The following is a 25,074-nucleotide window of genomic DNA, read 5'->3' as shown; positions in this document are numbered from 1 at the left end:
GCTATCAAATGCATAAACCGCACCAGCTTTTACTTATCAATCTTTTCCGTAGAATGCATTGCATTGGCAGCACGTCGTAAGCAGTGGCAGGACGTTTGAGTACACCAGCTTGCTGTTAGCCATCCCATTAATAATCTCTGAGATGAATAAGGAACAGCATGTATAACTTTCAGCGTTACAACGCCAAAGAACTGGCCCTGGCCTATATGAGCAGCAAACCGCACGACTTCTCGCCGCAAGAATTCTTACAACAGTTGAAAGAGGTTGAAAAATCTTTCGACGCGGCGCTGAGAAATCCTCAGCAACAACCGCAGACCGGAATGCTGGTTAAGGCGTTTTGATTGCCGTCTTCGCCTTCGTCAGCTGAGTACCCTTGTTTTACCCAAGGCAGATCCTGTGTCCGGTGCATCTGCAAAACAAGTCAGTAAAAAGCAAAAGCCCCGAGCGAATCGGGGCTTTTGCTTTTTTAAACGCCGCTGCGGGTTAGCGCATTTGGCGGTCGTCGATGTACTTGCGGTTTTCAGGCGCTGGCGGGAAATACTGGTACAGCCAGGTTTCTGACAACGCGGTCTGACCGGAACGCAGGAACATGCGCAGTTCGACCGGCGCGACGGAATCGCTGTCCGGAGTCCAGTCAAACAAGATGCGGTATCCGTCGAACGGCTGGACATACAGAATTTCGATATTCTTGATCTGGCCGTGAGAGACGTTGATCACCGGCTCGATGCCTTTATCGGCATAGGCTTTCAGTTCACCGCCGACAAAGTCGATGGCGAAACGACGCGCCCACACTGCCGGATAGTTTTCACCCGGCGCCCAGCCTTCCGGGAACCCGCCCATACCGGTACGCGTAGCCAGCACATTGGCCAGCGGGCTGCGGTGCGGCGGCGTGCCGCTCCAGTACAGCTTGTAGCTGAAACTGAACTCAGCGCCGGATTTCACCGGCGTTTCCGGCTGCCAGAAGCACACCACGTTATCCAGCGTTTCGCCGGTGGTCGGGATTTCCATCAGGTTAACCGCGCCCTTCCCCCAGTCACCGACTGGTTCCACCCACAGGCTCGGACGTTTGTTGTACCAGCCAATCACATCCTGATAATTGTTGAACTCGTGGTCGAGTTGCAGCAAGCCAAAACCTTTCGGGCTGTTATCGGCAAACGCATTGAATTGCAGACGTTTCGGGTTATTCAGCGGACGACAAATCCATTCGCCGTTGCCGGTCCACATTTGCAGGCGATCGGAGTCATGAATTTGCGGATGGATGGTGTCGCAACGGCCACGCTCGCTGGTGCCACAGCTGAACATGCTGGTCATCGGAGAAATGCCCAGCTGTTTGATGTCTTCACGGGCATGAAGATGGTTTTCGATTTCCATCACCACGCGCGTCGGTTCGCAGTGGATCACGAACTTATAGGCACCGGTGATACTTGGGCCATCGAGCAGCGCATACACCGTGAAGGTGGTATCACCCGGTTTAGGCGTATCGAACCAGAACGCGGTGAAATCCGGGAACTCTTCCGGCTGATCGGTGAAGGTATCCACCGCCACGCCACGGGCAGAAAGGCCGTACTGATAGGTGTCATCCACCGCGCGGAAATAGCTGGCGCCGAGGAAAGAAACGACGTCGCGGCGCGTCAGTTCAGGCGCTTTGTTGACCTTAAAACCGGCGAATCCGAGATTGGAGAAACCTTCGAGCTGTTTGGTATCCACGCCAGCATCATGATAGTTGAACAATTCAGGGCGGAAATGGATTTCGCGCGACATGTGCCTGACCGGATCCACCGAATACATGCGCACGCGACGTTTGAAGCCCATGCCCACGTGGAACAGTTCGACGTCGAGCTGCCGGTCCTGCAATCCGTTCCACAAGGAATGGGCGTGATCGTACTGTATGGCGTTGTAGGCCTGCGGTGTCAGCTCAGCCAGCGTTTTAGGTAAAGGCTGTGGCGCACCGCCATAGGGTTTATCCGCTAAGTCCTTCGCCATCTTTTGCAGGGCGTTGAAATCAAACGGCAGTTCGCCGCCGTCTGCCACGTTCGCCTCTGCCGCCTCAGCGGAACGGGTGAACAGTGTGGACATAGCCGGCACACCGCACCAGGCGGCGAATGCCATTGAAGCTTGAATAAATGCTCTTCGTTCCATGCCAGATTCGTTTCCTGTACTGGGCAAAAATCTGGGGGCTTCGCCTCAGGGCGCCGCCCCCGCGGTGTTCGAAAAAATTCGACCTCAAGGCTAACGTAAAATTCACCCGCCGAGTATAAGAAATTGAATGCATTCAGCTAATATTTTGCTTGTAAAAGTAAGCACATCTGAAAGCGCGCAGCCCCCGCCGGTCAGGGGCTGCGGGCAGGTTCGCCAACCGCCCTTTGCGGGGCGTGGTGTGGTGGTAATTCACGCGGGCGTTTTAGGAGCATTCTGTTACAGAACCCTGAATTTCGTGCGCTTCAGGGCACTTCTCTCCCTCATTTGGCACGCTGCGGCCAAAATGTTCTAAATTTGTAACTCCGTTATCCGCCTTCTGGAGTCGCAGTATGTCTGATGAAAACATCCCGGAACGAACCCGCGCGCTGTATGCACAACTCACCGGCAGGGACCGCCTGCCTGCGGCGCTGCATGTGACCGGTGAAGGGGATTTACCGGCTTATTATCCGGTGACAACGCTCATCACAGCATCCGTGGCGGTGGCGGCGCAGGCGCTGTCGCATCTGTTGTCGTTGAAAGACGGCATTACCCGTGCTGTCACCGTTGACCGCAGGCTGGCGTCATTGTGGTGCCAGAGCAGCATCAAACCTGACGGCTGGGAAATCCCTCCGGTCTGGGACAGTCTGGCCGGTGATTACGCCACCGCCGACGGCTGGATCCGTCTTCACACCAATGCGCCCGCCCATCGCCTTGTCGTCGAAACGGTGCTGGGCAAGGCAAACCACCGGGAGGCGCTGGCGCCACGGGTGGCTCTGTGGAAGAAAGCAGAGCTGGAACAGGCGGTGGTGCTGGCCGGAGGTTGTGCCGCGCAAATGTTCAGCGCCGGTGAGTGGCAGCAGCATGTGCAGGGAAAATCGCTGGTCAGTGAGCCGTTGTTTCAGCGCGCACTTTGCCCCCCTGCCACGCCACCTGCATGGGCCATGGGCCGCGAGCGTCCGCTGGCAGGCGTGCGCGTCCTCGATCTCACGCGCATCATTGCCGGGCCGGTAGCCACGCGTTTTCTGGCCGGACTGGGCGCGGATGTGCTGCGCATCGACCCGTTTGGCTGGGATGAACCGGGCCAGGAAGCCGACGTGACGTTAGGTAAACGTTGCGCACGGCTCAACCTGCACAACCCGCAGGACAGGCACCGTTTTGAAACCTTGCTGCGGGAGGCGGACGTGATCGTTCACGGCTATCGCGCCGGTGCGTTGCACAAACTCGGTTATGGCAGTGAACAGCGGCGCGCCCTGTCGCCGGGGCTGGTGGATGTCTGTCTGAATGCCTACGGCTGGAGCGGGCCGTGGCGCGAGCGGCGCGGGTTCGACAGTCTGGTGCAGATGAGTTGCGGCATCGCGCAACAGGGTATGCAGCAATCGGGCGAGAATAAGCCTGTGCCGCTGCCGGTTCAGGCGCTGGATCACGTCACCGGTTATCTGATGGCGGCAGCGGTGATTCAGGGGTTAGCACAGCGCGTCGAAACGCATCAGGGCAGTGAAACACGGCTGTCGCTGGCGCGTACTGCCCGTGAACTGATGACCTCCGGGGCACAAGAGACAGCGCCTGCGTCGCGGATTTATGCCGCGCAGGCAGAAGACTACTCGTCGCAGCCGGAATATACCGTGTGGGGGCCGGGGTGGCGCTTACGTGCGCCCGTTCAGCTCGAGGGCACCGCGTGGCAATGGGATTTGCCTGCCTCTGCGCTCGGCACGTCCCCAGCCAGCTGGCGGAAGGCGTAGCCAGTTCACTGCAATAATGAAAACGCCGCCTTGCGATATTGCAGCGGCGTTTTTCCAATCATTTTTTTGAAGCGGGTGATGAAGTATGGCGAGTCCGCGAACCCGCATTGCAGACCGATACTTTCCACAGACTGATCCGTTAAACGTAAAAGCTCACAGGCGCGCTTCACCCGGCGCGTAGCCAGATAATCCTGAACAGAACCGCCGGTTTCCTGCCCGAAAACCCGTGAGATATAACTTTCTGACAGCCCTACCGCCGCCGAAAGGCGGGCCATCGAAAATTTCTGCACATAATTTTCTTCAATCCACTGCATCACCTTTGACGCCGTCGTGCGGCTGACCGTTTTCGGCGTATCGCCCTGCGCGGGCATAAAAGCCATCAGCTGCAACACCAGCATCGCGATTTCCTCCCACTGATGGGTTTGCTGCTCGGTCAGCTGGTTGAACTGTTCGAGGATCACTTCAATGTGCGCGGCGTGGTCGCTCAGGTCAAAAATATGGGCGGCGCGGTCGGGATCCCACAACCTGGCAAACCGGGCGCGACGCTGCGGGAAAGATTGCAGGCAGCCGTCCAGCAGCTGGTGATCCAGATGAACCGTGGTGCGTTCATAGGCATTATTTTCGCCTGCTTCGACAAACACTTTGTGCAATTTGAACGGCGGAAACACGAACAGGCGCCCCGGTTTTAAGGTGTATTGCTGATTATCAACAATCACAATGCCGTAACCCCGGCTGACAAACAGTAATTCCAGACACTGATGCCAGTGGAAATAATTAGCGCTGCCGCGACTCATCCGGTTAAAAGAAACCTGACGTTCATTAAGGGCAATACGTTCAAGATAATCTGATACCGGCATTGGGGATGTCCTTTACGCATAATACGGATAACAGCAGATCACAATTTTCAGTCCATTTTTTATAATTTAAGCCGCTTTCAGGCGAAATTCTTTATCACAATTTCAAAATTCAGCTGAATCTGTGAACCCCGTAACAATCAGCGTTTTCCATTTCTCTATATTTCAATCGCGACACAAGGAATTGAAATAGTATTTCAAATAATAAAAACCTTATTTACCGGTCCTTTAACACCACCGGGAGAGCTTTTATGACGCAAAATAAAGTGAATCCTCAAAATCCGCTGCGTAATCGCGAAGACGTACAACATCTGTTGAATGACCTGCTCTCGGCCGTCTCGCCTTATACCGAAAAAGGCAAAAGTGGTATCGACCTCGGAGAGTCCACCACCCATTACGGTAAAGAGATTGCCAAAATGGAAGCGCTGTCCCGCATGTTGTGGGGGATTTTTCCGCTGGTGGCCGGGGGTGGCGAATGCGCCGATCTGCCCTTCTATCTGGATGCGATCCGTTTCGGCACCGACCCGCAGCATCCGCAGTATTGGGGCACCCTGCGTGATTTCGATCAGCGCTGTGTGGAAATGGCTGCTTTTGGCGTCGGGCTGGCGCTGCTGGATAAACGTCTGTTGCAGCATTTTACGGCGCAGGAACAGCAACATCTGGCCGACTGGCTGAATCAGGGACGTGACGCACTCATTCCCAACAACAACTGGAATTTCTTTCCGATCATGGTGCAGATGGGCTTTAAACAGGCCGGTCTGCCGTGGAGCCACGACGCGGTGGCTGCCCGTTTTGAACTGATGGAAGCCTATTATCTCGGCGATGGCTGGTACTCCGACGGCCCCGGACGTCCGCGCGATTACTACATCTCAATGGCGTTCCACTATTACGGCCTGCTGTACGCTCAAAACATGGCGGATGTGGATCCTTCGCGCGCGGCCTTACTGCGCCAGCGCGCCGGGGTATTTGCGCAGGATTTCATCACTCTTTTCTCCGCCGACGGTGCCGCTGTGCCGTTTGGCCGCAGCCTGACCTACCGCTTTGCCGAAGCCGCTTTTTGGAGCGCCGCGGCGTACAGCAAGCTGGATGTGTTTACGCCGGGCATCGTCAAAGGCTTGATCCTGCGCCATCTGCGTCACTGGCTGAAACAGCCCATTTTCGACCGCGACGGCCTGCTCAGCATCGGGTATCACACACCCAATCTGGTGATGGCCGAAGACTACAACGCGCCGGGTTCGCCTTACTGGGCGTGCAAAATCTTTCTGATCCTGGCATTGCCGCAGGATGATGCGTTCTGGCTGGCGGATGAAGCGCCACTGCCGGAACTGCCCCGCACGCACTGTATTCCTCACGCCAGTCAGATCCTGATGCGCGACGCGCAAGGTCAGCACGTTGTGATGCTCACGTCCGGCCAGCTGGAGCTGAATAACTTCGTCAATACCGAAGCCAAATACACCAAATTCGCCTATTCCAGCCAGTTCGGTTTCACGCTGGATCGCGGACGCTACGGGCTGAATCACGCCGGTTGCGACTCCATGCTGATGCTGGCCGAAGGCGACGGATATTTTCGCGGACGCCGTGACTGCGCTGAAACCCGCATCAGCGAGGATGCGATTTATTCGCGCTGGCTGCCCTGGCACGACGTGGAAGTGCGCACCTGGCTTATCCCGTGTGGCGACTGGCATTTGCGCGTTCATCATCTGAAAAACCAGCGTCCGCTGGACACCGCCGAGGGCGGATTTGCGGTGATTCAGGATCCGGCGACCCGGTCACAAATCACCCCCAATCAGCACGCAATTGCGGTGACGGCATGCAACGGCATCAGCCGGATAGTCAGCCTGAACGGCGGGAGCGAGCGCGAGGCCACGACGGTCGTGACTCCGCCGAACAGCAGCATTATGTTCGCCGAAACGGCGGTGATCCCCGTGCTTAAAGCCAGTTACCCCGCCGGTTCGCACTGGCTCATCAGCGCGGTCTGCGCCGGCACCGGCAGCGACACCGGCGACCTTGCAGCACCGGAAATCATCCGCGAGGGCAACCAGTTGCACTGGCAGTATCAGGGACGCAGCGGGCAGATTTCTCTGGCCTGAATTTCACAGTAAATCCCGGCAGTTCACGCTTGAGGAGTCACCATGAAAGCCATAAAAACAGCCAGTAAATCGGCTTACTATAAAATGAGTAGCTTTATATTCCTGTACTTCTTCACCTGGTCTTCCAGCTTCGGGCTTTACGCCCTGTGGCTGGGGCAAAAGGCCGGGCTGGACAGTATGAGCATCGGTACCGTTTTCGCCATTAACGGCGTTTTTGCGGTGGTGATGAAGCCGGTTTATGGCTACATCATGGACAAGATCGGCATGAGCAAATCCCTGCTCTATTTTGTCGTGCTGGTGTCGGCGCTGATGGCTCCCTTCTTCATCTTCGTGTACCAGCCGCTGCTGGAAAGCCACATGATGATCGGCATTATTGTCGGCGCGCTGTACCTCAGCCTCGGCTGGTATGCCGGTGTCGCTGCGTCAGAATCTTATGCCGATCGCTTCAGCCGCCTGTATCACATGGAGTTCGGGCAGGTCCGTATGTGGGGCTCGCTCGGCTGGGCGCTGGCCGCCTCGTTCTCCGGCCTGTTGTTTAATCTGTCTCCTGCCTGGAATTTCGGCCTGAGCAGTGCCACGTCGCTGGTCATGCTGTGCGTTTTACTTTCACTGAAAATTGGCAATGAAGAGCTGAAAAACAACGACGTGATCGCGCAGCAAAAAATCGTGTTCAGCGATGTGATCCTGTTGCTGAAAAACCGCAAATTCTGGATGTTTTCGCTCTATGTGGCCGGTGTCGCCTGGATGATGTTTGTCGCCGAGCAGCAGTTCTCGCGCTATTTCGTCACCTTTTTTACCACCAAAGAGCAAGGCAACGCCTGGTATGGCTACCTGAGCACCGTGCAGTCCGGGTTCGAATTCCTGATGATGATGGTGATCCCGTTCCTGGTGAATTATTTCGGTGCCAAGAAAAGCCTGCTGTTGGTCGGCGTGGTGGTGGGGATCCGCCTGATAGCCTCCGGGCTGACGCACGATCCGCTGCTGATCTCCATCATCAAGCCGTTCTACGGGCTGGAAATCTCATTGCTGCTGATTTCAGTCTTCAAATATATCGCCGAGCATTTCAGCAAACGCGTTAACGCCACCATGTATCTGCTGGGTTATCAGGCCATGATTTACGTCGGTTCGATCGTTATCGCCCCGCCGGCTGGCTATCTCTATGAACGCATCGGCTTCGAACACACCTATCTGATCATGGGCAGTATTGCGCTGTTCTTTACGCTGGTTTCAGCCTTTACGTTATCCGCCTGTCAGAGCATCCGGTCAGGTACCCCCTCCACCGATAAACCGCTGGAAACCCCGGCAGAACTGACCCCGGCGAAACGCTGAGTGAATGAATTAATTGAAAAAGGGAGAAGATATGACGATGAATATCGCGAAAGAGAATTTATTGCCGGTTGAACTGAATCAGTTAGACAGGATTGCGTTTGCAGAAAAAATGCAGCGGGCGCGCCAGACGGTGCTGAGCAAAATTTCCCGCAACGTGGAAAAGTTTGGCGATAAGTTTCCGGCAGAAACCTGTCAGAACGGGCATTACCCGCTGACTGAAAATGTGGAATGGACCACCAGCTTCTGGACCGGCCAGCTGTGGCTGGCGTGGGAAATGACCGGTGACGATCGCTACCGTCATGCGGCAGAGAAACAGGTCACCTCATTTGGCAATCGCATCGTTAACCGCATTGATACCGCCACGCACGATCTTGGTTTTCTTTACAGCCTGTCCTGCGTCAGTGCCTGGAAACTGACCGGCAACCGCCAGGCCCGCGGCATCGCGCTGCTGGCCGCCGAAGCCCTGATGGAGCGTTTTAATTCGAAAGCGAAAATCATTCAGGCCTGGGGCGATTTGCAGGATCCGGAACAGGCCGGACGCATGATCATCGACTGCAATATGAATCTGCCGCTGCTTTACTGGGCCAGTGAGCAAACCGGTGAGCCGCGCTTTGCACAGGCTGCGCGCGCCCATGCAGAGCAGGCCGCGAAATACATTGTTCGCCCCGATGCCTCGACCTATCACACATTTTATATGGACACGCAGACCGGTGAGCCGCGGTTTGGAAACACCCATCAGGGCTATGCCGACGATTCATGCTGGTCGCGCGGCCAGGCATGGGGGATTTACGGCTTCCTGCTGAGTTACCACTACACCGGAGACGAGGATCAGGTCGAGCTGTCACGGCGTCTGGCACACTATTTCCTCAACCGTCTGCCACAGGATGATGTCTGCCACTGGGATCTGGCGCTGCTGGGGACCACGGAACCCCGCGACAGTTCAGCGGCAGCAATTGCGGTATGCGGTCTGCTGAGCCTGGTCAACACCCTGCCCGCCACCGATGACAAGCGCGCCTGTTATGAGGAAATGGCGCTGCGCATAATGGATTCTCTGACCGACCATTATCTTGTCCGTGAAGAGGAAGACTGTGACGGCTTGCTTAAACATTCGGTTTACCACATGGCGAGTGGTAAAGGAGTGGATGAATGTTGCAGCTGGGGCGACTATTTTTACGTTGAGGCCCTGGTACGCCTGACTCAGTGCTGGCAATCCTACTGGTAACTTTTATGGACGCGGTACTCTGTATCGCGTCCCGTTAACTTGCCGTTTACAATGCGTGAATTGTTTTGAAGCATTTTGCGGCTCTTGATGTGAATGCTAAGTATTCCCTGTCGTTATAATTACGCCATCATCAATAAGTTTTACTGCTATGTCCTTACATCCGCTCAGAATAGTCCTAATTTCACGATCCCTTTGTTCAGTCACAAAGTAAACGCTGACATAAACCAAATTAATATAATCTCGTAACTCTCTTTAAACGCTAAAAAAAACTTTGAATATGCGGTTTTTTCATGCGAGAAATAGGGTCAGCACGTTCTTCGTGCTTTTAAGATTCATCTGTTTTAATCCAATCATTATGCCGAACAAGGACGTCCTGTGAGGACTCACTATGCAAACGATAATCTTGGATCCCTGCCGTTTTACCCGCATTGGATTGCAGCAATTTCTCGCCGAGGAACAGGACATCAGTTATGTCAGCCACTTTGATCAGTTACACCAGAGTTGCCGCAAACTGAAGCCGTCCGTGGTGTTTATTAATGAAGATTGCATGCAATCCAATGCGGACAGTAAATCCCGCCTGCGAGCGCTGATTACTGAATATGCCGACACGTTATTTTTTATTTTTATGTCCAGCACACGTATTCATTTTGAAGAGTACGTTTTCGTTCGCAAGAACGTGATTATCACCTCGAAATCCATTAAGGCTGAAACCCTGAAACAACTGCTGAATCACCCGCGACTGCCGCAGGCGAAAAACCCGGCCAGCAGCGGCCTGCTGGACATCCGCCCCGTGATGCTCAGCCGGTCTGAATCGGCCATGCTGAGAATGTGGATGTCAGGCGACGGCACAAATGAAATGTCGGATAAGCTGAAAATTAAGACCAAAACAGTGTCGTCATATAAAGGAAATATTAAGCGGAAAATAAAATCACCGAACAAACACATTATTTATCATGTTGTGCGTTTATGTGATCAGCTTACAGACGGTATTTATGTCAGCTAATTTTCTTTAATGACGGGCTATTTCTACAGGCTATGCCATTGCATAGCCTGTAGAAGGCTACACAAACTTCTGAAATGAGATCCGCGTCGCAAATATAAACTCAATCTCCTCTCTGGATTGCCGATGTCCTTATATGGCGTGTTTTCGCCACGGCAGGACTTGCCCGCAGGCAGACCCTACATCGCTGTCACTCACCGACCCTCAATTGCCGGTGAACAGGATTAACAGAGCGGAATAAAATGGATACTCCTTTAAACATCAATACCCGAACCTCTTTTATCAGCAATATTCGACTCATCACCTTGATCAGCCAGATTCTGGTGGGGATCCTGTTCCTGTTTGCCATTTCGATTGGCACATCCAGCTTTTTCCTGAAACAAAGTAATGCGGCACTTTCGAATGCCACGCAGGAATTGCAAATACGTCTGGCGCTGTCGAACAGCTCCAACCACCTGCGCACTGCCCGCCTGTTATTGATTCAGGCCGCAGCGGCAGCCCGCGTTGGCGATCAGGACGTCTTTAATAAGAATCTCAGCGATGCCGCCACCCGCCTGAAACAGTCGCAGACGGCTTTTGATACCTACATCAACCGGCCCGGTAAAAATGCCACCGATCTGGCGCTCGATGAACCGCTGAAAAAATCCTACAACGCCTACATGACGCAGGGCATGCTGCCGATGATGGATTCTGCGAAGCAGGCGCATTTTGAGGAAGTGATTTCTCAGGAAGCCGAAACAGTGCGCGAACTGGATCAGGCTAACAACACACCGCTGCTGGCCGCAATCGCCTATCGCACCGAAACTGCCAATAAAATCAACGATAAAGCGCAGCGAAATGCCACGCTCGGTTATGGCCTGATGGGCGGCGCATTCCTGCTGGCGCTGGTACTGACGTTCATCACTTATCTGGTGATGCGTAAAGTGATCATCAATCCGCTGAACCGTCTGGTGGTGCGCATTCAGAAAATCGCCGAAGGCGATCTGACTCAGCCGGCACAAAATAATGGCCGCAACGAAATCGGCGTGCTAAGCAGCAATGTCGACCACATGCAGCATTCACTGGCCAGCACCGTGCTGACCGTGCGCGAAGGCGCCGTGTCCATTTATCAGGGGTCAACGGAAATTGCTTCCGGCAATACCGACCTCTCCTCACGCACCGAGCAACAGGCCGCCGCGCTGGAAGAAACCGCCGCCAGTATGGAACAGCTCACCGCGACGGTGAAACAGAACTCTGAAAACGCCCATCACGCCAGCAAACTGGCAGCCGCTGCCTCGAATAAAGCGCAGAAAGGCGGAGAAATCGTCGCCAACGTCGTCAGCACAATGGAAAATATTTCGCGCAGTTCGACCAAAATTGCTGAAATCACCAATGTGATCAACAGCATCGCCTTCCAGACTAACATTCTGGCGCTGAATGCCGCCGTAGAAGCCGCCCGCGCGGGCGAACAAGGCCGTGGATTTGCCGTGGTCGCCAGCGAAGTGCGTAATCTTGCCCAGCGCAGCGCACAGGCGGCAAAAGAGATCGAATCACTGATTGAAGAATCGGTGGATTACGTGGGTGAAGGCAGCATTCTTGTGGGCGATGCGGGGACGACGATGTCTGAGATCGTCACCGCCGTCAGCCATGTGACTGACATCATGGGGGAAATCGCCTCCGCGTCCGATGAACAAAGCCGCGGCATCAGTCAGGTCAGCCAGGCTGTCTCTGAGATGGACGGCGTGACTCAGCAGAACGCCTCGCTGGTGCAGGAAGCCTCGGCCGCTGCCGCCTCTCTGGAAGAACAGGCCGCGCGCCTCACCCAGGCGGTTGCCGTCTTCAAAATTGACGGTACACATCGCCCCGCCGTGCGTACTCAGCCCGCCGCACGCGCCCTGCCGGGTTCATCGCCGCGTTCAGGCAAAACCACCAGCACAGAACCGAACTGGGAAACGTTCTAAATTCTGACCGCACCCGCGTATAAAACAAAAACACCGGCAGCGATGGCTCCGGTGTTTTTTTATTGATTCATGTTACCTGCGATATTTTACTCTTCGCTGTCCCGTGGTACGACGAAGGTTCCGTCTTTGGTATCGCCTTCATTGAAGAACCAGATCCCCGCCGGATAATCTTCCAGCGCAACCAGATACATAACGCCTTCGTAAAACTCTTCTACAGCAAGCACTTTCCCTTCACGACGCGGCCCGCCATCGGTTTTTACTGTGACAAGATCATTAACTTTCATCAGGTTACCCCATAGTGTTCAATTGTATTCATTGTAGTACAGACTGGCAGAGAAAGGCACGGGACAAGGTGAATGCAGGGCAAAAACCCTGAGATAACGCGGGGGGATTAATTTTCAATTCCTTAACATTTCAGCGCCAGAATCCTGACAGATATTTCTTTTATACTGCCTGCGTGCTCACCCCCGAGGGAGTACGTAATGAATGTCATAAGAAATATTTTTGCCCGCCACTATGCGGGCTTTTTTTTGTCTTTTTGCCAGAGCTCGCCGGTAAACAACAGGCGCTCGCAAAATGACAAAGGGGTATTTCACAAACGACAGACGTAAAAAAACCCGCGCATGCGGGTTTTTGTCATCTGTACGTTTATCGCTGTAACAGCGGTAAAGTAAGATTAGATAGCGGTAACGTTAGCCGCAGACGGACCTTTAGCACCGTTCTCGATAGTGAACTGTACGTTCTGGCCTTCAGCCAGGGTCTTGAAACCTTGATCCTGGATAGCGGAGAAGTGTACGAACACATCTTTGCTGCCGTCAGCAGGAGTGATGAAGCCAAAGCCTTTAGACTCGTTAAACCACTTAACCTGACCTTTCATCATTGACATAAGAATTACCTTTTAAAAATAAATTTCGCCACCATGGGCATGTTATAGCCGGATTTCAGTCGTTACTTATGGAGGCACTAAGAAGGAAATTCGTCAGAGCAGGGTTATCATGGATAACGCTTTAAATTGGAACAACTTTACTCAGGATGTCGTGCATAAATAGGTCTGTACCACAGGCCGAGACGTATTTACTCATGACTGCCATTTAATAGCAACTCTTTTTAACGCAATGTCAGGGGAAACCCCAAAAATAGTCTTTTTATGAACCAGTCAGTACAATCATTGAACAATTATAGGTCTATTTATCAACAGCTTGTGATCTCTGCGCTTCCAGAACCGCACCGCAATGTGCACAAAATTTTGCATCAGATTCATGTCCAGAATGCAGACAATTCTGACAAGAACGTGCCGCCCGCCCCTTTTCCAGCTCTTGTGACATATAAGCCGTCAGAATTCCGGTTGGCACCGCAATGATTGAATAGCCTAAAAGAATCAGCACCGATGCCAGCATTCTGCCGAGCGCGGTATGCGGGGTGATATCGCCGTACCCGACGGTTGTCAGCGTCACCACGGCCCAATACACCGATGCGCCAAGCGACGTAAATCCATCCTTGCCCTCTTCCACCGCAAACATCAGTCCGCCGAAAAGACACAGGATGATGGCCACGAAGCCAAAGAAGATGCTCAGCTTGCGGCGCGCGCGCATCAGGCTGCGCCACAACATCCCGGCATCATTCATATAGCGCAGGAGTTTCAGCACGCGCAGGACGCGCAATACGCGAAGCAATCGCACCACTACCACCAGATCGGCAGATCCGGCCAGCGACGGCATCATCCAGACGATATACATCGGCAACACAGTGCACAGATCGATAATGCCGAAGAAACTGACCGGATAATGCATTTTGCGCGGCGAGCACAGTATGCGCAGCACGTACTCCACGCTGAACAGCGCCGTGAATCCGAGTTCGATTAAACCGAAGCGCCAGAGAACATTCGGCGTATTGGGAAACAGATCGGTCGCGCTGGATTCGAAAAACAGCACCACCACGCTCAGTAAGGACGCGGTGATCCAAAAGATTTCCATACGGTGACCGCTGCGGGTGCGGTGCTCAAACAAAAGCGCAAAACATCTGCGTCGCGTTGCCGCGAAAAAGCGATAATCCTGAGTCATAACAAGCGCCAGCCATCAAACATACGCGAAGAATATCCCCTTATCGCCTGTACGCCTACCGTCTGGCTCACCCTTGCGACCAAAAAAAACGCCGCTCACTGAGGTGACCGGCGTTTATTAGCAGACAGTTTTCGTGTATTGCCAGGAAGCAGCGTACGCTATTCCATCAGTTCAGAAACGGCATTACGGACGTAAGCGGTGATTTGCGCAACGTCTTCAGCGTTCGCACTGCCACCGCCGATAGAGCGCACCGTGTTTTCCAGATGGCCAATATCCTGCTCAACTTTCTTCGCAATCTGCACTTTTACAATCGTATCGACGGAAGAGATAAAGGCACGCATCACGGCTTTAAGCGCAAAGATCTCGCCGAAAGAATCGTATGCCGGTTTCTCAGCCGCCGCTGAACTTGGCTCTGCAGCCCGTGGAGGCAGGCTTTTCAGTCTGTCCACATGTTCAATCATCAGGTCCATATCTCTGATGAGTTCATCAAAACTCTTAGCCACTGTTTTTCCTTCGCCCGGCGAAAGGCAGCAGGATACCACTGCCGTCACAAGCCGAGAAGCCACCGTAAGAAGGAAAGCGTAAATTTCGTCACAATGCGCCTGCCGGTGTGAATTTCTTCACTCTCCGGCAGACGCATCAGGTCACTATTTAACCGAAATCAGCGGGTTACGCGTTTTTCAGTGAAGCCATATCGACAACAAAGCGGTATTTCACGTCGCTTTTCAGCATACGATCGTAAGCACCGTTGATGTCCTGCATGTCGATCATCTCGACGTCACAGGTAATGTCGTGTTCAGCACAGAAATCCAGCATTTCCTGAGTTTCTGCGATCCCGCCGATCAGGGAACCTGCAACGGTTTTACGCCCCATCACCAGTTTGCCGCTGTGCAGCGCCGGGTCGATAGGTTCGATCAGGCCGACCAGAATGTGGGTACCATCGCGTTTCAGGGTATCCAGGTACGGGTTCAGATCGTGCTGGTTTGGCACAGTATCGAGAATGAAGTCGAAGTGGCTTTTCACCGCCGCCATTTGCTCTTCATCCGTCGACAGCACCACGTGATCGGCGCCTAAACGGTAAGCTTCCTGCTCTTTGCCTTTAGAACGGGTGAACAGCGTGACGTCTGCGCCCAATGCTTTGGCAAATTTCAGGCCCATGTGGCCTAAACCGCCCAGGCCGACAACCGCAACTTTATGGCCTTTACCGACTTTCCAGTGTTTCAGCGGAGAGAAGGTGGTGATACCAGCGCACAGCAGCGGCGCAGCGGATTTGATGTCCAGTTTTTCAGAAACGCGCAGCACGAATTTCTCTGCCACCACGATTTGTTCGGAATAACCGCCGTAGGTCATCATGTTGTCATGACGATCGTAGCTGTTATAGGTCATGGTCGCGCCTTCTTCACAGTACTGTTCCAGGCTCTCCGCGCAGGATTCACAGTGCTGACAAGAATCGACCATACAACCCACACCGACAGTATCACCGACTTTGAAGCCGCTGACTTGCGCGCCGACTTGTTTCACACGGCCAATAATTTCGTGTCCCGGAACCATCGGATAGATGCTCTGGTGCCATTCATTGCGCGCCTGGTGGATATCGGAGTGGCACACGCCGCAATACAGAATGTCGATCACAACGTCGGTATCACGCGGGTCACGGCGAACAAAATTATGAGGCGCAAGAGGCGCATCCGCTGAAAGGGCAGCGAAACCACGAACGTTAAGAGTCATTTATTTCTCCTGAAGGGCTAACGGAATACATGCGCACGGCAAAAGGCAGTGCACCAGGAAAGTATGACGCGTTAAGGAGACAAACAAATATAACGATCCTCGCCATTACTTGCCTGAATCTGTTTTTTTCAGGAGTTTTAAATCAGGGTAATCCGATAGCCAGACAGTGACGCCGCACAACGCAGCGTCACTTTTGAGAAGGAATACAGAAAGGTTTAGATAAGACCAGCGTCTTTGAGTTCGCTTTTCAGGTAAGCGTAATAGATAGGTGCGGCGACCACGCCCGGTATACCAAATGCGGCTTCAAACACCACCATCGCCAGCAAAACCTCCCAGGATTTGGCCTTGATGCGGTTACCCACAATGCGCGCATTCAGGAAGTATTCCACCTTGTGAATGATGATCAGATACCCCAGCACCAGCGCCCCCACCCACAAGGACAGCGACAAACCCACGATGAAAATCAGGGTGTTGGAAATCAGATTCCCCACCACCGGCAGCAGGCCGCACACGAAAGTCAGCGCAACCAGCGTTTTTGCCAGCGGCAGGTGAATGCCAAACAGCGGCAAAATACCAAACAGGAAAATGCCCGAGAGCACCGTGTTGATCAGTGAAATCTGGAACTGTGCGAACACCACATTACGAAAAGCAGCACTGAGCAGGCTCACGCGATCCAGCAATTCCTGTTTCAGCGGAGCATGGTGCTCGCCACGGGTATGGCGCTGGAGAGAGATAATCGCCCCGAGGATCATACCAATCAGCATGGTGACAAAAACGTGCGCAGCGTTTTTACCAAACGTCTGGATCATGACAATGTGCTCACGCAGCCATTGCAGGAAAGTACGCTGTAACTCTTCGATATTGGCCGGAAGATAGTGCAACAGGACCGGCGACAAACGGCTTTGCGCGTCAGTCAATAATCGCGACACCATGGCGTTAAACGCCACCGGATTTTTCATGTCTTCCATCAGGAAGTCTGCGATAGCCGCGACAAACAGAATCAGGCAACTCACCACCACGGTGCTGATAAAAGCCACCACCACCCAGCGCGCACGTTCGCCGCTGAGGATTTTCTGAAAATGCGGCGTCAGCGCATTGACCAGTTCGTACACCACAAAACCGGCGATAAAGCACGCCAGTAAATGAAGAGGAAGAATCAACAACAACCCGCCCATCACAATCAACAAACTGAGCCAGCGAATGTGATTCGATCTCATAATTTGCATTGCCTGCATCCTTAAAAAACGTGTCCCGGGCCTGGCCCTCAATGTTGCCTCTATCATAGCATCTAACCCTGTAACGCCATGATGTGTGTTCAGAAACAGTTAAGAAAATTTTGACACGACAGCGAGGTCTTCTATCATCCCCCTCAGAACAATCGTTAAAGTTATTCTGAAATAAAGGTGAACAGGATGTCTGAATTAATTCGTGAGAAACTTTCCCTGCCTGAAGGGCATGACCGTCTTTTATTGCACTCCTGCTGTGCGCCCTGTTCGGGAGAAGTGATGGAGGCTATTCAGGCGTCCGGCATCGACTACACGATATTCTTCTACAATCCGAATATTCATCCGCAGAAAGAATATTTGCTGCGCAAAGAAGAAAATATACGTTTTGCCGAACAACACGGCATCCCGTTAATTGACGCCGATTACGACACCGATAATTGGTTTGAACGCGCCAGAGGAATGGAAAATGAACCTGAGCGTGGGATCCGCTGCACCATGTGTTTCGATATGCGTTTTGAACGCACGGCACTCTATGCCTGGGAACATGGTTTCAGTGCTATTTCCAGTTCACTGGGCATTTCGCGCTGGAAAGATATGCAGCAAATTAATGGCTGCGGCGATCGCGCTGCCGCGCCTTATCCAGGAATGGTCTACTGGGACTACAACTGGCGCAAGAAAGGCGGCGCAGCGCGCATGGTGGAGATCAGCAAACGCGAACGCTTTTATCAGCAGGAATATTGCGGTTGCGTCTATTCGCTGCGCGACAGTAATTTGCACCGTAAATCCCAGGGCCGTGATCTGATCAAACTTGGGGTGAAATATTACGGGGATGAGGACGACGAATAATCTGCCACACTGCGTATTGATACTCCTTTATCATTAATCCCGGCCCTGTGTCGGGTTAATTATGCTGATAATTCCCGCTGATAACCTTCTGATCCCCTGCGTATAAAGCATCTGCCAGTTCACTATTTTGTTCGATAACAAAGTTTCAAACAGCCAGACTCATTTCCTATGATGGCCGCCGGTTTGCATCTTGCGTTCCGTTAAATCGCTTGTTACTTTCCGCCTCTCAGTTTTATTTATGCGTAATCGCTATAAGAAATAACCCACGGTTATTTCGCGTGTATTGCGCAGGCAGACTGGCACGTAAAACAAAAAACACAACATCGTATTTATCATTACAGGGGAAGTTATATGTGGGTGCTAATAGGTATTCCGATCGTCGTGCTGGGTTTTGCACTGCGGTTTAATCCGTTACTGGTCGTGACCATCGCCGGGATCTCTACCGGTCTGGCCGGCGGCATGCAAACCGTGGAAATCATCAGCGCTTTCGGAAAGGCGTTTACCGATAACCGCTATATGGGCCTTATCTGGCTGACCTTGCCGGTGATTGCGCTGCTTGAGCGTAACGGGCTGAAAGAGCAGGCGAAACACCTGATTTCTAAAATTCATGTGGCGACCACCGGCCGCATCCTGATGCTCTATTTCTTCCTGCGCCAGATGACGGCAGCGTTGGGGCTGAACTCGCTGGGCGGACACGCGCAGATGGTTCGTCCGCTGATCGCACCGATGGCCGAAGCCGCCGCCACCACCAAATACGGTGATTTACCTAACGACGTGCGTCAGAAAATCCGTGCCCATTCTGCTGCGGCAGATAACGTGGCGGTCTTTTTCGGCGAGGACATTTTTATCGCCGTGCAATCGATTCTGCTGATCAAAGGTTTTCTCGATCAATACGGAATCGACGTCGAACCCCTGCACCTGTCTGTCTGGGCGATCCCGACCGCGATTGCCGCACTGATTATTCACTTTATCCGTTTGTGGCTGCTTGACCGCTCGCTGGCTAAACGTTTTGACGGCCACCACGGGAGCACCGCGAAATGATCAACCTACAGTCAGTTTATATTCTCGCGGGCCTGATGTTCTGCGCCTTCGCGCTCTTCAATCTGCGCGACAAAAGTAATGCACGTCGCTATGTGAATGCGCTGTTCTGGGGCGTTTACGGCGTCACTTTTCTGTTTGGCGGCGAGTTGCCGCACTTTGTCACCGGCTGTCTGGCGATTCTGCTGGCGGTGATTGCCGGCAGCGGCAAACTGGGTAAAGGCAAAACGGATAACGACCAGCCCGAACGCGTGGAACAGCGCGAAGCCGGTGCCCGACGTTTTGGCAGCAAACTGTTTATTCCTGCCCTGCTGATCCCGATTGTGACGCTGATCGGCACCCTGACGCTGAAATACACCCCGCTGGTGGAAGCCAAAAACGTCACGCTGATTTCTCTGGTGATCGGCACGCTGGTGGCTTTTGTCGCCGCGCTGGTGATGTTGCGCGATTCGCCACTCAAAGCCATAAAAGCCGGCGGGCAGACGATGGACACCGTGGGCTGGGCGGCTATTTTGCCGCAGATGCTGGCGGCGCTGGGCGCGTTGTTTGCGATGGCAGGCGTCGGCGGCGTGGTGGCCGACCTGGTGAAAAATATTATCCCTCTGGGTTCACCGCTGGCAATTGTGGTGGCCTACACCTTCGGGATGGCACTGTTTACCATGATCATGGGCAACGGTTTTGCCGCGTTCCCGGTGATGACGGCAGGCATCGGCCTGCCGCTTATCGTCAATCAGCTTGGCGGCAACCCGGCCATCATGGGCGCCATCGGTATGCTGTGCGGTTTCTGCGGGACACTGATGACGCCGATGGCGGCAAACTTCAACATCGTTCCGGCCGCCTTGCTTGAATTGCAGGATAAAAATGGCGTGATCAAGGCACAGTGGAAAACCGGCGTGCTGCTGTTGCTGGTCAACACCGCCTTTATGTATTTCTTTGTTTTCCGCTTCTGATAAGGAAAGACGATGACCACAACGCAGATGACGCCAGCGATGGCGTCCCGTTTTGCCTCACTTGCGCTCAATCATTTAACGCGTGAGTTTCCCAATAAACTGATGCACGCGATGAGCAGCGCGCAGGACGCCCGCACCCCGCGCCAGCTTCACCCGATTTTTTATGGCAGCTACGACTGGCACTCCTGCGTTCACGGCTACTGGCTGTTGCTGCGCTTGCTGAACACTTACCCTGAGCTGCCGGAAGCCGAGAAAATCATAACCGTGGTCGGGCAGCATTTCACTGCACAAAACGTCGCGGGCGAAATGGCCTATCTGCAACAGCCACAACATGCCGGGTTTGAACGTCCGTATGGCTGGGCATGGTTTCTGGCGCTGACGCAGCAGTTGCAGGAAATGGCGTTGCCACAGGCCGCTGAATGGGCAAAAAATCTGGCGCCGATGGCCCGCTTTTTCGAAGAGAGTTTTACGGCGTTTCTGCCGAAAGCGACCTATCCGCTGCGCGTCGGCAGCCATTTCAATACGGCCTTCGCGCTGGCTCTGACGCTGGACTATGCCCGAAGCGTTAAGCATGGCCCGCTGTGCGCGTTAATTGAAGAAACGGCGCGGCGCTGGCATCAGGATGATGTGCATTGTCAGGCATGGGAACCGGGTGGTGATGAATTTTTGTCGCCATCGCTGATGGAAGCGGAGCTGATGCGCCGCGTACTGCCGGGGGAGGAATTTATTCTCTGGTTCGACCGTTTTCTGCCGGAACTGGCGCAACGTCAGCCCGCCACGCTGTTCACTCCCGCCACGGTCACTGACCGCAGTGACGGCAAGATCGGGCATCTGGACGGTCTGAACCTCAGCCGCGCCTGGTGCCAGCGATCTCTGGCGTCGGCGTTACCGGCAGGCGACGCGCGCGCAACCCTTTTACGCCACACGGCGGAAGAGCATTTGCACAGCGCACTGGATAATCTCGACAGCGATTACATGGGCGAACACTGGCTGGCTACCTTTGCCCTGCTGGCGCTGGAAGCCTGACCGGCCTTTACATCCCGCCGGTTAGCGGATAATTCCGCGCGTCGAGCGGGTAAAGAAATCATTGAACTGGCACAGTATCGGGTGCTCCGCGCTGAGCCGTTCAATCTCAAGCTTCACTACGTCTGCCGCCACCTGCTGATGATATAAAAGATCGTACAGATGGCGGATCACCTTCCGCTCAACGGCATTCGCGCGGGTAAACGCCAGCGCGCGTTCGTTGATGCCGCGCGGGACTGCGCGGTTACCACTCGCCACAACAAACGGCGGAACGTCCTGCACCACGCAGGTGTTGTCCAGCAGCAGCGAGCCGGTGCCGACGATGCAAAACTGATGCACCGCACACAGTGCGCCGAGTTGCGAATAATCCCCCAGCGTGACGTGACCGGCCAGCCCGCTGTGATCGCCCATTGACGTGTGATTGCCCACCTGACAGTCGTGCCCGATGTGCACACCCGCCTGAAAAATATTTTGATCGCCAATGCGCGTGACACCGCCGCCCTGCTCTGTGCCCCGGTGCAGCGTCGAGTGACGGCCAATCTCATTGCCGTCGCCGATGTCGAGGCTCGCCGCTTCGCCGTTGTATTTCAAATCCTGGCTGACTTCGCCGATGGACGATCCCATCCCGATTCGGTTCTCACGACCGATAGACGTATCGCCGTTAATGACGACATGTGAGGCAATGACTGATCCTTCGCCTATCCGCACACCCGTGGAGATAAAACAGAAAGGGCCGACAACAACGTGCGGGCCGATAACAACACCCGGTTCGATGATACTGCTGGCCGCAATTGTGGCCGAAGATGAAATCAACGCATAAATCCTTCTGACAATCGCTCCGCATGCAGAGGCCGGACGCAAAATCGTCAGTGTTAAATTAAACCTGGGAGGATTAATCAGCGGGAAGATCAAAATGAGTCGGAAGTCGCACTCAGAAAGGTATAAACAGGCTGATGGCTTTTTGCGCAACTCCCCTGCTATGCCGCCCAGCATAAGGGTTGCGGGGGCGAAACCCTGCCAACTATATTTTATTTATTTTCTGAACCTTTCTGAAAAATGTGAGCTGTGAACCCTTTGTGACACTTCTATTAAGGCTTTCTTAAGCTAGCAATATTATGATTCACGACAATTCATTTATGTGCGTTATGGTTTCAGTCCGTTAACGCCTGCATCCTTCAGTTTTTTGGGAGTTTTCATTGCGCCATTTATTTCCGAAGATCAGCTACTTCTGGCTGACTTTGCTGCTCAGCTTATATTTTACGTTTATCGTTAACCTGCCAATCTTGTTACACTTTTACCGCATTCTTCATGCGCTGCCTGCCTACAGCCTCGCGTTCGCACTGACCATCCCCGTGGCACTTTTCTTTGCGCTGAACTTTGTGTTCATGCCGTTCAGCTTCCGCCCGTTACTTAAACCTTTCTTCATCATCATACTGCCGGTGAGCGCCCTCGCCAGTTTTGCCATGATGACCTATCAGGTGGTCTTTGACCGGGGGATGATCGAAAACATTCTGGAGACGCAGTCTGCCGAAGCGTCTTCGTATCTGAATCTGCAAGTGGTGCTGTGGTTTGTCTTTACCGGCGTATTACCGGCGATTGTGCTTTTCTTCACGCCCGTCAGCTATGATCAGACGCGTTTACGTCGTCTGGGCGTGCGTCTGGTGTCGATGTTGGTGTCACTGGCGATCGTTGCCTCCATCGCCGGGGTGTTCTACAAAGATTACGCCTCCGTTGGCCGTAACAACCGCACCCTGAATCTGGAAATCGTGCCGACTAATTACCTCTACAGCGCCTTCCAGTACATGAATCACCGTTACTTCACGCCAAAAATGCCGTTTCAGACCCTCGGAAACGACGCCAGACTGGTGCAGACGCCCGGCGAGAAACCCAACCTGGTGTTTCTGGTGATCGGCGAAACCGCCCGTGCGCAGAATCAGTCTTTTAACGGGTATGCGAAACCGACCAATGAATACACTCAGGCCATGCCCGATGTGATCTTCTTTGCGCACATGACCTCCTGCGGTACGGCCACGGCGATTTCGGTGCCCTGCATGTTCTCGGACATGAAACGTACCCGCTATGACGCCAACCGGGCGCGCAACAGCGAAGGGCTGCTGGATATTCTGCATAAAGCGGGCGTCTCCGTGTTCTGGAAAGACAATGACGAAGGCTGTAAAGGCGTTTGTGACCGCGTGCCTAACGTCACCCTCAATACTCAAAAAGACGGTAAATATTGCGATGGCGACACCTGTTACGACATGGCGCTGCTGCAAAATATCGATGAGGACATCAAACCCGATGGCAGGAACACGCTGATCGGCCTGCATCTGATCGGCAGCCACGGCCCGACCTACTCCAGACGCTATCCGCCGGAATTCCGTAAATTTATGCCAGACTGCCCGCGCAGTGACATTGAAAACTGCACGCAGGAGCAGCTGGTCAATACCTACGACAATACCCTGCACTACACCGACTATGTGGTGTCACAGGTCATTGAAAAGGCGAAGCAATATCAGGATAAGTACAACGTGGCGGTGATTTATCTGTCCGATCACGGCGAATCCCTGGGGGAAAATGGTTTGTACCTGCACGGTACGCCGTACAGCGTCGCGCCCGCCGAGCAGACGCATGTGCCTATGCTGTTCTGGTTATCTGACGGCTATTCCAGAGCGCAGGGTATTGATGTGTCATGCCTGCAAGCTCATGCCGCGAAGGACGATGTGTCGCAGGATAATCTGTTCCACACCGTACTCAGTGCCATGAACGTTCAGACCAGCGTACGGGATCCGCAGCTTGATCTCCTCGCGGCCTGCAAAAAACCCTAATCTGAACACCTGCTGCCCGGCGTTTCAGGGCAGCAGGCCACACGCCGCCAGAATGCTTTGCGACAGGGCATGCACCGTCTGGTCAAAGTTTTGTGATTCTTTATCCATCACCATATACAACGCCGTTTGCCGCACCGTGCGGGCCGACAGCGTCAGCCTGCTCAGCACACCGCTTTCCAGCGCCGGGCCAACACTTCCCAGCGGCAGCCAGCCGTAACCCACGCCCACTGATATCGCCTCCATCGCCGCTTCCACCGTGGTAAACGTCCAGTTCGCCGCCTGACCCGCTGCGCGGTTGTCGCTTCGCGGCGAGCGCCGGTCAGCCACCGTAATTAACGGAAAGCGCGCCAGATCTTCAGCGGAAAGCGGCACCGGCAGTTGTAACAGCGGATGATCGCTTTTCGCCACCGGCACGAAATCCACATCGAGAAGGAACCGTCCGTGTATCGCATTTTCCGGCGCCAGCGTGGTGAGGTACAAATCTGCTGATCGTTCATTTAATTGGCCGGGACTTTCACCCCGCAGAATTTCCGTCAGATGCACCTGGGTATCGGGAAACTGTTGCTGAAAGCATTTCAACGCACGGAACAAAAGGTTTTTAGGAAACACGCTGTCCACCACCAGACTCAGCTCCGTGCGCACCCCGCCGCGCAAGCCTGCCGCGCGATGCTCCAGTTGCAGGAAAGAGGAGATCAGCGGCGCCGCCTGCGCCAGTAGGGCTCGCCCTTGTTCGGTCAGCGTGGCTTTGCGCCCGGTAATTTCCAGCAGCGGCAGCCCGAGCCGCTCCTGCAAGCCGCTCAACGCATAACTGACCGATGACTGACTGCGGTTCAGCACCGTGGCCGCCTGCGCAAAACTTCCCTGCTCAATCACCGTTTGCAACACAACCCATTGTTCAAGTGTGGTTCTCGGCAGCGCCATATCTGTCTCCTGTGCAGTGCAATTCGTCACCGCATAATACATCTAATAAACCGATTGTTTTTATCGAAAATCAGCGTTTTTTTATCAGATTTACCAGGGGTATGA

The 25,074-nt window shown here is 53.8% G+C and carries 22 protein-coding genes; 12 read left to right on the top strand and 10 right to left on the bottom strand.

What is annotated here, in order from left to right:
- The first annotated feature begins 158 nt into the window (after positions 1-158).
- Positions 159-341 (top strand): hypothetical protein, encoded by a 183-nt coding sequence (locus J1779_RS14835; RefSeq protein ID WP_056780449.1) that lies wholly within the window; start codon positions 159-161, stop codon positions 339-341.
- 142 nt (positions 342-483) lie between these two features.
- Here J1779_RS14835 and J1779_RS14830 read toward each other — a convergent pair whose 3' ends face one another.
- A complete protein-coding gene (locus tag J1779_RS14830; protein WP_217204109.1) occupies positions 484-2,139 on the bottom strand; it encodes a glucan biosynthesis protein D in 1,656 nt (551 codons plus the stop codon).
- A 389-nt stretch (positions 2,140-2,528) separates the two neighbouring features.
- On the opposite strand from J1779_RS14830, the gene J1779_RS14825 reads away from it, so the two are divergent.
- Positions 2,529-3,917 (top strand): CoA transferase, encoded by a 1,389-nt coding sequence (locus J1779_RS14825; RefSeq protein WP_217204108.1) that lies wholly within the window; start codon positions 2,529-2,531, stop codon positions 3,915-3,917.
- Between the two features lie 5 nt (positions 3,918-3,922).
- On the opposite strand, the gene J1779_RS14820 is transcribed toward J1779_RS14825, so the two are convergent.
- Positions 3,923-4,774 carry an AraC family transcriptional regulator gene (locus tag J1779_RS14820; RefSeq protein WP_217204107.1) on the bottom strand — a complete coding sequence of 284 codons (852 nt, stop codon included), beginning with the start codon at positions 4,772-4,774 and terminating at the stop codon, positions 3,923-3,925.
- A 248-nt stretch (positions 4,775-5,022) separates the two neighbouring features.
- Here J1779_RS14820 and J1779_RS14815 point away from each other — a divergent pair, with 248 nt between their 5' ends.
- From J1779_RS14815 to J1779_RS14795, 5 genes are all read left to right on the top strand, one after another.
- Entirely contained in the window at positions 5,023-6,861 is a 1,839-nt protein-coding gene (locus J1779_RS14815) for a DUF2264 domain-containing protein (RefSeq protein ID WP_217204106.1), read from the top strand.
- A 42-nt stretch (positions 6,862-6,903) separates the two neighbouring features.
- Positions 6,904-8,190, top strand: a complete 1,287-nt coding sequence (locus tag J1779_RS14810) for an oligosaccharide MFS transporter (RefSeq protein WP_217204105.1) — start codon at positions 6,904-6,906, stop codon at positions 8,188-8,190.
- A gap of 31 nt (positions 8,191-8,221) precedes the next feature.
- Complete coding sequence (locus J1779_RS14805; protein WP_217204104.1) at positions 8,222-9,412, top strand: glycoside hydrolase family 88 protein; 1,191 nt, start codon at positions 8,222-8,224, stop codon at positions 9,410-9,412.
- Between the two features lie 388 nt (positions 9,413-9,800).
- Positions 9,801-10,415, top strand: a complete 615-nt coding sequence (gene rcsA / locus J1779_RS14800) for a transcriptional regulator RcsA (RefSeq protein WP_183846810.1) — start codon at positions 9,801-9,803, stop codon at positions 10,413-10,415.
- A gap of 239 nt (positions 10,416-10,654) precedes the next feature.
- Positions 10,655-12,352 carry a methyl-accepting chemotaxis protein gene (locus J1779_RS14795; RefSeq protein ID WP_217204103.1) on the top strand — a complete coding sequence of 566 codons (1,698 nt, stop codon included), beginning with the start codon at positions 10,655-10,657 and terminating at the stop codon, positions 12,350-12,352.
- Between the two features lie 86 nt (positions 12,353-12,438).
- On the opposite strand, the gene dsrB is transcribed toward J1779_RS14795, so the two are convergent.
- From dsrB to J1779_RS14765, 6 genes are all read right to left on the bottom strand, one after another.
- The gene (gene dsrB, locus J1779_RS14790) at positions 12,439-12,636 is read right to left on the bottom strand and encodes a protein DsrB (protein ID WP_056780486.1); all 198 of its coding nucleotides are present in this window, start codon (positions 12,634-12,636) and stop codon (positions 12,439-12,441) included.
- A 392-nt stretch (positions 12,637-13,028) separates the two neighbouring features.
- Positions 13,029-13,238: a transcription antiterminator/RNA stability regulator CspE gene (cspE, locus tag J1779_RS14785; RefSeq protein ID WP_013575246.1), complete on the bottom strand. Its 210-nt coding sequence runs from the start codon at positions 13,236-13,238 to the stop codon at positions 13,029-13,031.
- A 298-nt stretch (positions 13,239-13,536) separates the two neighbouring features.
- Positions 13,537-14,325 (bottom strand): potassium channel family protein, encoded by a 789-nt coding sequence (locus tag J1779_RS14780; RefSeq protein ID WP_238485170.1) that lies wholly within the window; start codon positions 14,323-14,325, stop codon positions 13,537-13,539.
- Positions 14,326-14,570: 245 nt separating this feature from the next.
- Positions 14,571-14,915, bottom strand: a complete 345-nt coding sequence (locus J1779_RS14775; protein WP_056780492.1) for a hypothetical protein — start codon at positions 14,913-14,915, stop codon at positions 14,571-14,573.
- Between the two features lie 166 nt (positions 14,916-15,081).
- Entirely contained in the window at positions 15,082-16,140 is a 1,059-nt protein-coding gene (locus J1779_RS14770; protein WP_217204102.1) for an NAD(P)-dependent alcohol dehydrogenase, read from the bottom strand.
- Between the two features lie 215 nt (positions 16,141-16,355).
- A complete protein-coding gene (locus J1779_RS14765; protein ID WP_056780501.1) occupies positions 16,356-17,366 on the bottom strand; it encodes an AI-2E family transporter in 1,011 nt (336 codons plus the stop codon).
- Between the two features lie 186 nt (positions 17,367-17,552).
- Here J1779_RS14765 and J1779_RS14760 point away from each other — a divergent pair, with 186 nt between their 5' ends.
- The 4 genes from J1779_RS14760 to J1779_RS14745 all read left to right on the top strand — a co-directional run bounded on the left by J1779_RS14760 (position 17,553) and on the right by J1779_RS14745 (position 21,226).
- Positions 17,553-18,212: an epoxyqueuosine reductase QueH gene (locus J1779_RS14760; RefSeq protein ID WP_056780504.1), complete on the top strand. Its 660-nt coding sequence runs from the start codon at positions 17,553-17,555 to the stop codon at positions 18,210-18,212.
- A gap of 351 nt (positions 18,213-18,563) precedes the next feature.
- On the top strand, positions 18,564-19,253 hold the full coding sequence (locus J1779_RS14755) for a DUF969 domain-containing protein (protein ID WP_056780508.1): 690 nt from the start codon (positions 18,564-18,566) through the stop codon (positions 19,251-19,253).
- Positions 19,253-20,200: a DUF979 domain-containing protein gene (locus J1779_RS14750; protein WP_390975824.1), complete on the top strand. Its 948-nt coding sequence runs from the start codon at positions 19,253-19,255 to the stop codon at positions 20,198-20,200. The genes J1779_RS14755 and J1779_RS14750 overlap by 1 nt, the downstream gene beginning before the upstream one ends.
- 12 nt (positions 20,201-20,212) lie before the next feature.
- Positions 20,213-21,226, top strand: coding sequence for a DUF2891 domain-containing protein (locus tag J1779_RS14745; RefSeq protein WP_217204101.1), 1,014 nt, complete (start codon positions 20,213-20,215; stop codon positions 21,224-21,226).
- 21 nt (positions 21,227-21,247) lie between these two features.
- Here the strand turns inward: J1779_RS14745 and lpxA are convergent, their stop codons facing one another.
- Complete coding sequence (gene lpxA / locus J1779_RS14740) at positions 21,248-22,036, bottom strand: acyl-ACP--UDP-N-acetylglucosamine O-acyltransferase (RefSeq protein ID WP_056780517.1); 789 nt, start codon at positions 22,034-22,036, stop codon at positions 21,248-21,250.
- A gap of 383 nt (positions 22,037-22,419) precedes the next feature.
- Here lpxA and J1779_RS14735 point away from each other — a divergent pair, with 383 nt between their 5' ends.
- The gene (locus J1779_RS14735) at positions 22,420-24,048 is read left to right on the top strand and encodes a phosphoethanolamine transferase (RefSeq protein WP_217204100.1); all 1,629 of its coding nucleotides are present in this window, start codon (positions 22,420-22,422) and stop codon (positions 24,046-24,048) included.
- Positions 24,049-24,072: 24 nt separating this feature from the next.
- Here the strand turns inward: J1779_RS14735 and J1779_RS14730 are convergent, their stop codons facing one another.
- Positions 24,073-24,969 carry a LysR family transcriptional regulator gene (locus J1779_RS14730; protein ID WP_217204099.1) on the bottom strand — a complete coding sequence of 299 codons (897 nt, stop codon included), beginning with the start codon at positions 24,967-24,969 and terminating at the stop codon, positions 24,073-24,075.
- Positions 24,970-25,074: the final 105 nt, after the last annotated feature.

Origin of the sequence: Rahnella rivi (genome assembly GCF_019049655.1) — a bacterium.
GTDB classification, from domain to species: domain Bacteria; phylum Pseudomonadota; class Gammaproteobacteria; order Enterobacterales; family Enterobacteriaceae; genus Rahnella; species Rahnella rivi.
Note: the sequence above shows the minus strand (reverse complement) of the source record. Positions and strands in the feature narration are given on the sequence as shown.

Excerpts from the sequence above, each read along its gene's own strand:
- J1779_RS14835 (WP_056780449.1), top strand. The coding sequence starts at position 159 with ATGTATAACTTTCAGCGTTACAACGCCAAAGAACTGGCCCTGGCCTAT.
- J1779_RS14830 (WP_217204109.1), bottom strand. The coding sequence starts at position 2,139 with ATGGAACGAAGAGCATTTATTCAAGCTTCAATGGCATTCGCCGCCTGG.
- J1779_RS14825 (WP_217204108.1), top strand. The coding sequence starts at position 2,529 with ATGTCTGATGAAAACATCCCGGAACGAACCCGCGCGCTGTATGCACAA.
- J1779_RS14820 (WP_217204107.1), bottom strand. The coding sequence starts at position 4,774 with ATGCCGGTATCAGATTATCTTGAACGTATTGCCCTTAATGAACGTCAG.
- J1779_RS14815 (WP_217204106.1), top strand. The coding sequence starts at position 5,023 with ATGACGCAAAATAAAGTGAATCCTCAAAATCCGCTGCGTAATCGCGAA.
- J1779_RS14810 (WP_217204105.1), top strand. The coding sequence starts at position 6,904 with ATGAAAGCCATAAAAACAGCCAGTAAATCGGCTTACTATAAAATGAGT.
- J1779_RS14805 (WP_217204104.1), top strand. The coding sequence starts at position 8,222 with ATGACGATGAATATCGCGAAAGAGAATTTATTGCCGGTTGAACTGAAT.
- rcsA (WP_183846810.1), top strand. The coding sequence starts at position 9,801 with ATGCAAACGATAATCTTGGATCCCTGCCGTTTTACCCGCATTGGATTG.
- J1779_RS14795 (WP_217204103.1), top strand. The coding sequence starts at position 10,655 with ATGGATACTCCTTTAAACATCAATACCCGAACCTCTTTTATCAGCAAT.
- dsrB (WP_056780486.1), bottom strand. The coding sequence starts at position 12,636 with ATGAAAGTTAATGATCTTGTCACAGTAAAAACCGATGGCGGGCCGCGT.
- cspE (WP_013575246.1), bottom strand. The coding sequence starts at position 13,238 with ATGTCAATGATGAAAGGTCAGGTTAAGTGGTTTAACGAGTCTAAAGGC.
- J1779_RS14780 (WP_238485170.1), bottom strand. The coding sequence starts at position 14,325 with ATGGAAATCTTTTGGATCACCGCGTCCTTACTGAGCGTGGTGGTGCTG.
- J1779_RS14770 (WP_217204102.1), bottom strand. The coding sequence starts at position 16,140 with ATGACTCTTAACGTTCGTGGTTTCGCTGCCCTTTCAGCGGATGCGCCT.
- J1779_RS14765 (WP_056780501.1), bottom strand. The coding sequence starts at position 17,366 with ATGCAAATTATGAGATCGAATCACATTCGCTGGCTCAGTTTGTTGATT.
- J1779_RS14760 (WP_056780504.1), top strand. The coding sequence starts at position 17,553 with ATGTCTGAATTAATTCGTGAGAAACTTTCCCTGCCTGAAGGGCATGAC.
- J1779_RS14755 (WP_056780508.1), top strand. The coding sequence starts at position 18,564 with ATGTGGGTGCTAATAGGTATTCCGATCGTCGTGCTGGGTTTTGCACTG.
- J1779_RS14745 (WP_217204101.1), top strand. The coding sequence starts at position 20,213 with ATGACCACAACGCAGATGACGCCAGCGATGGCGTCCCGTTTTGCCTCA.
- J1779_RS14730 (WP_217204099.1), bottom strand. The coding sequence starts at position 24,969 with ATGGCGCTGCCGAGAACCACACTTGAACAATGGGTTGTGTTGCAAACG.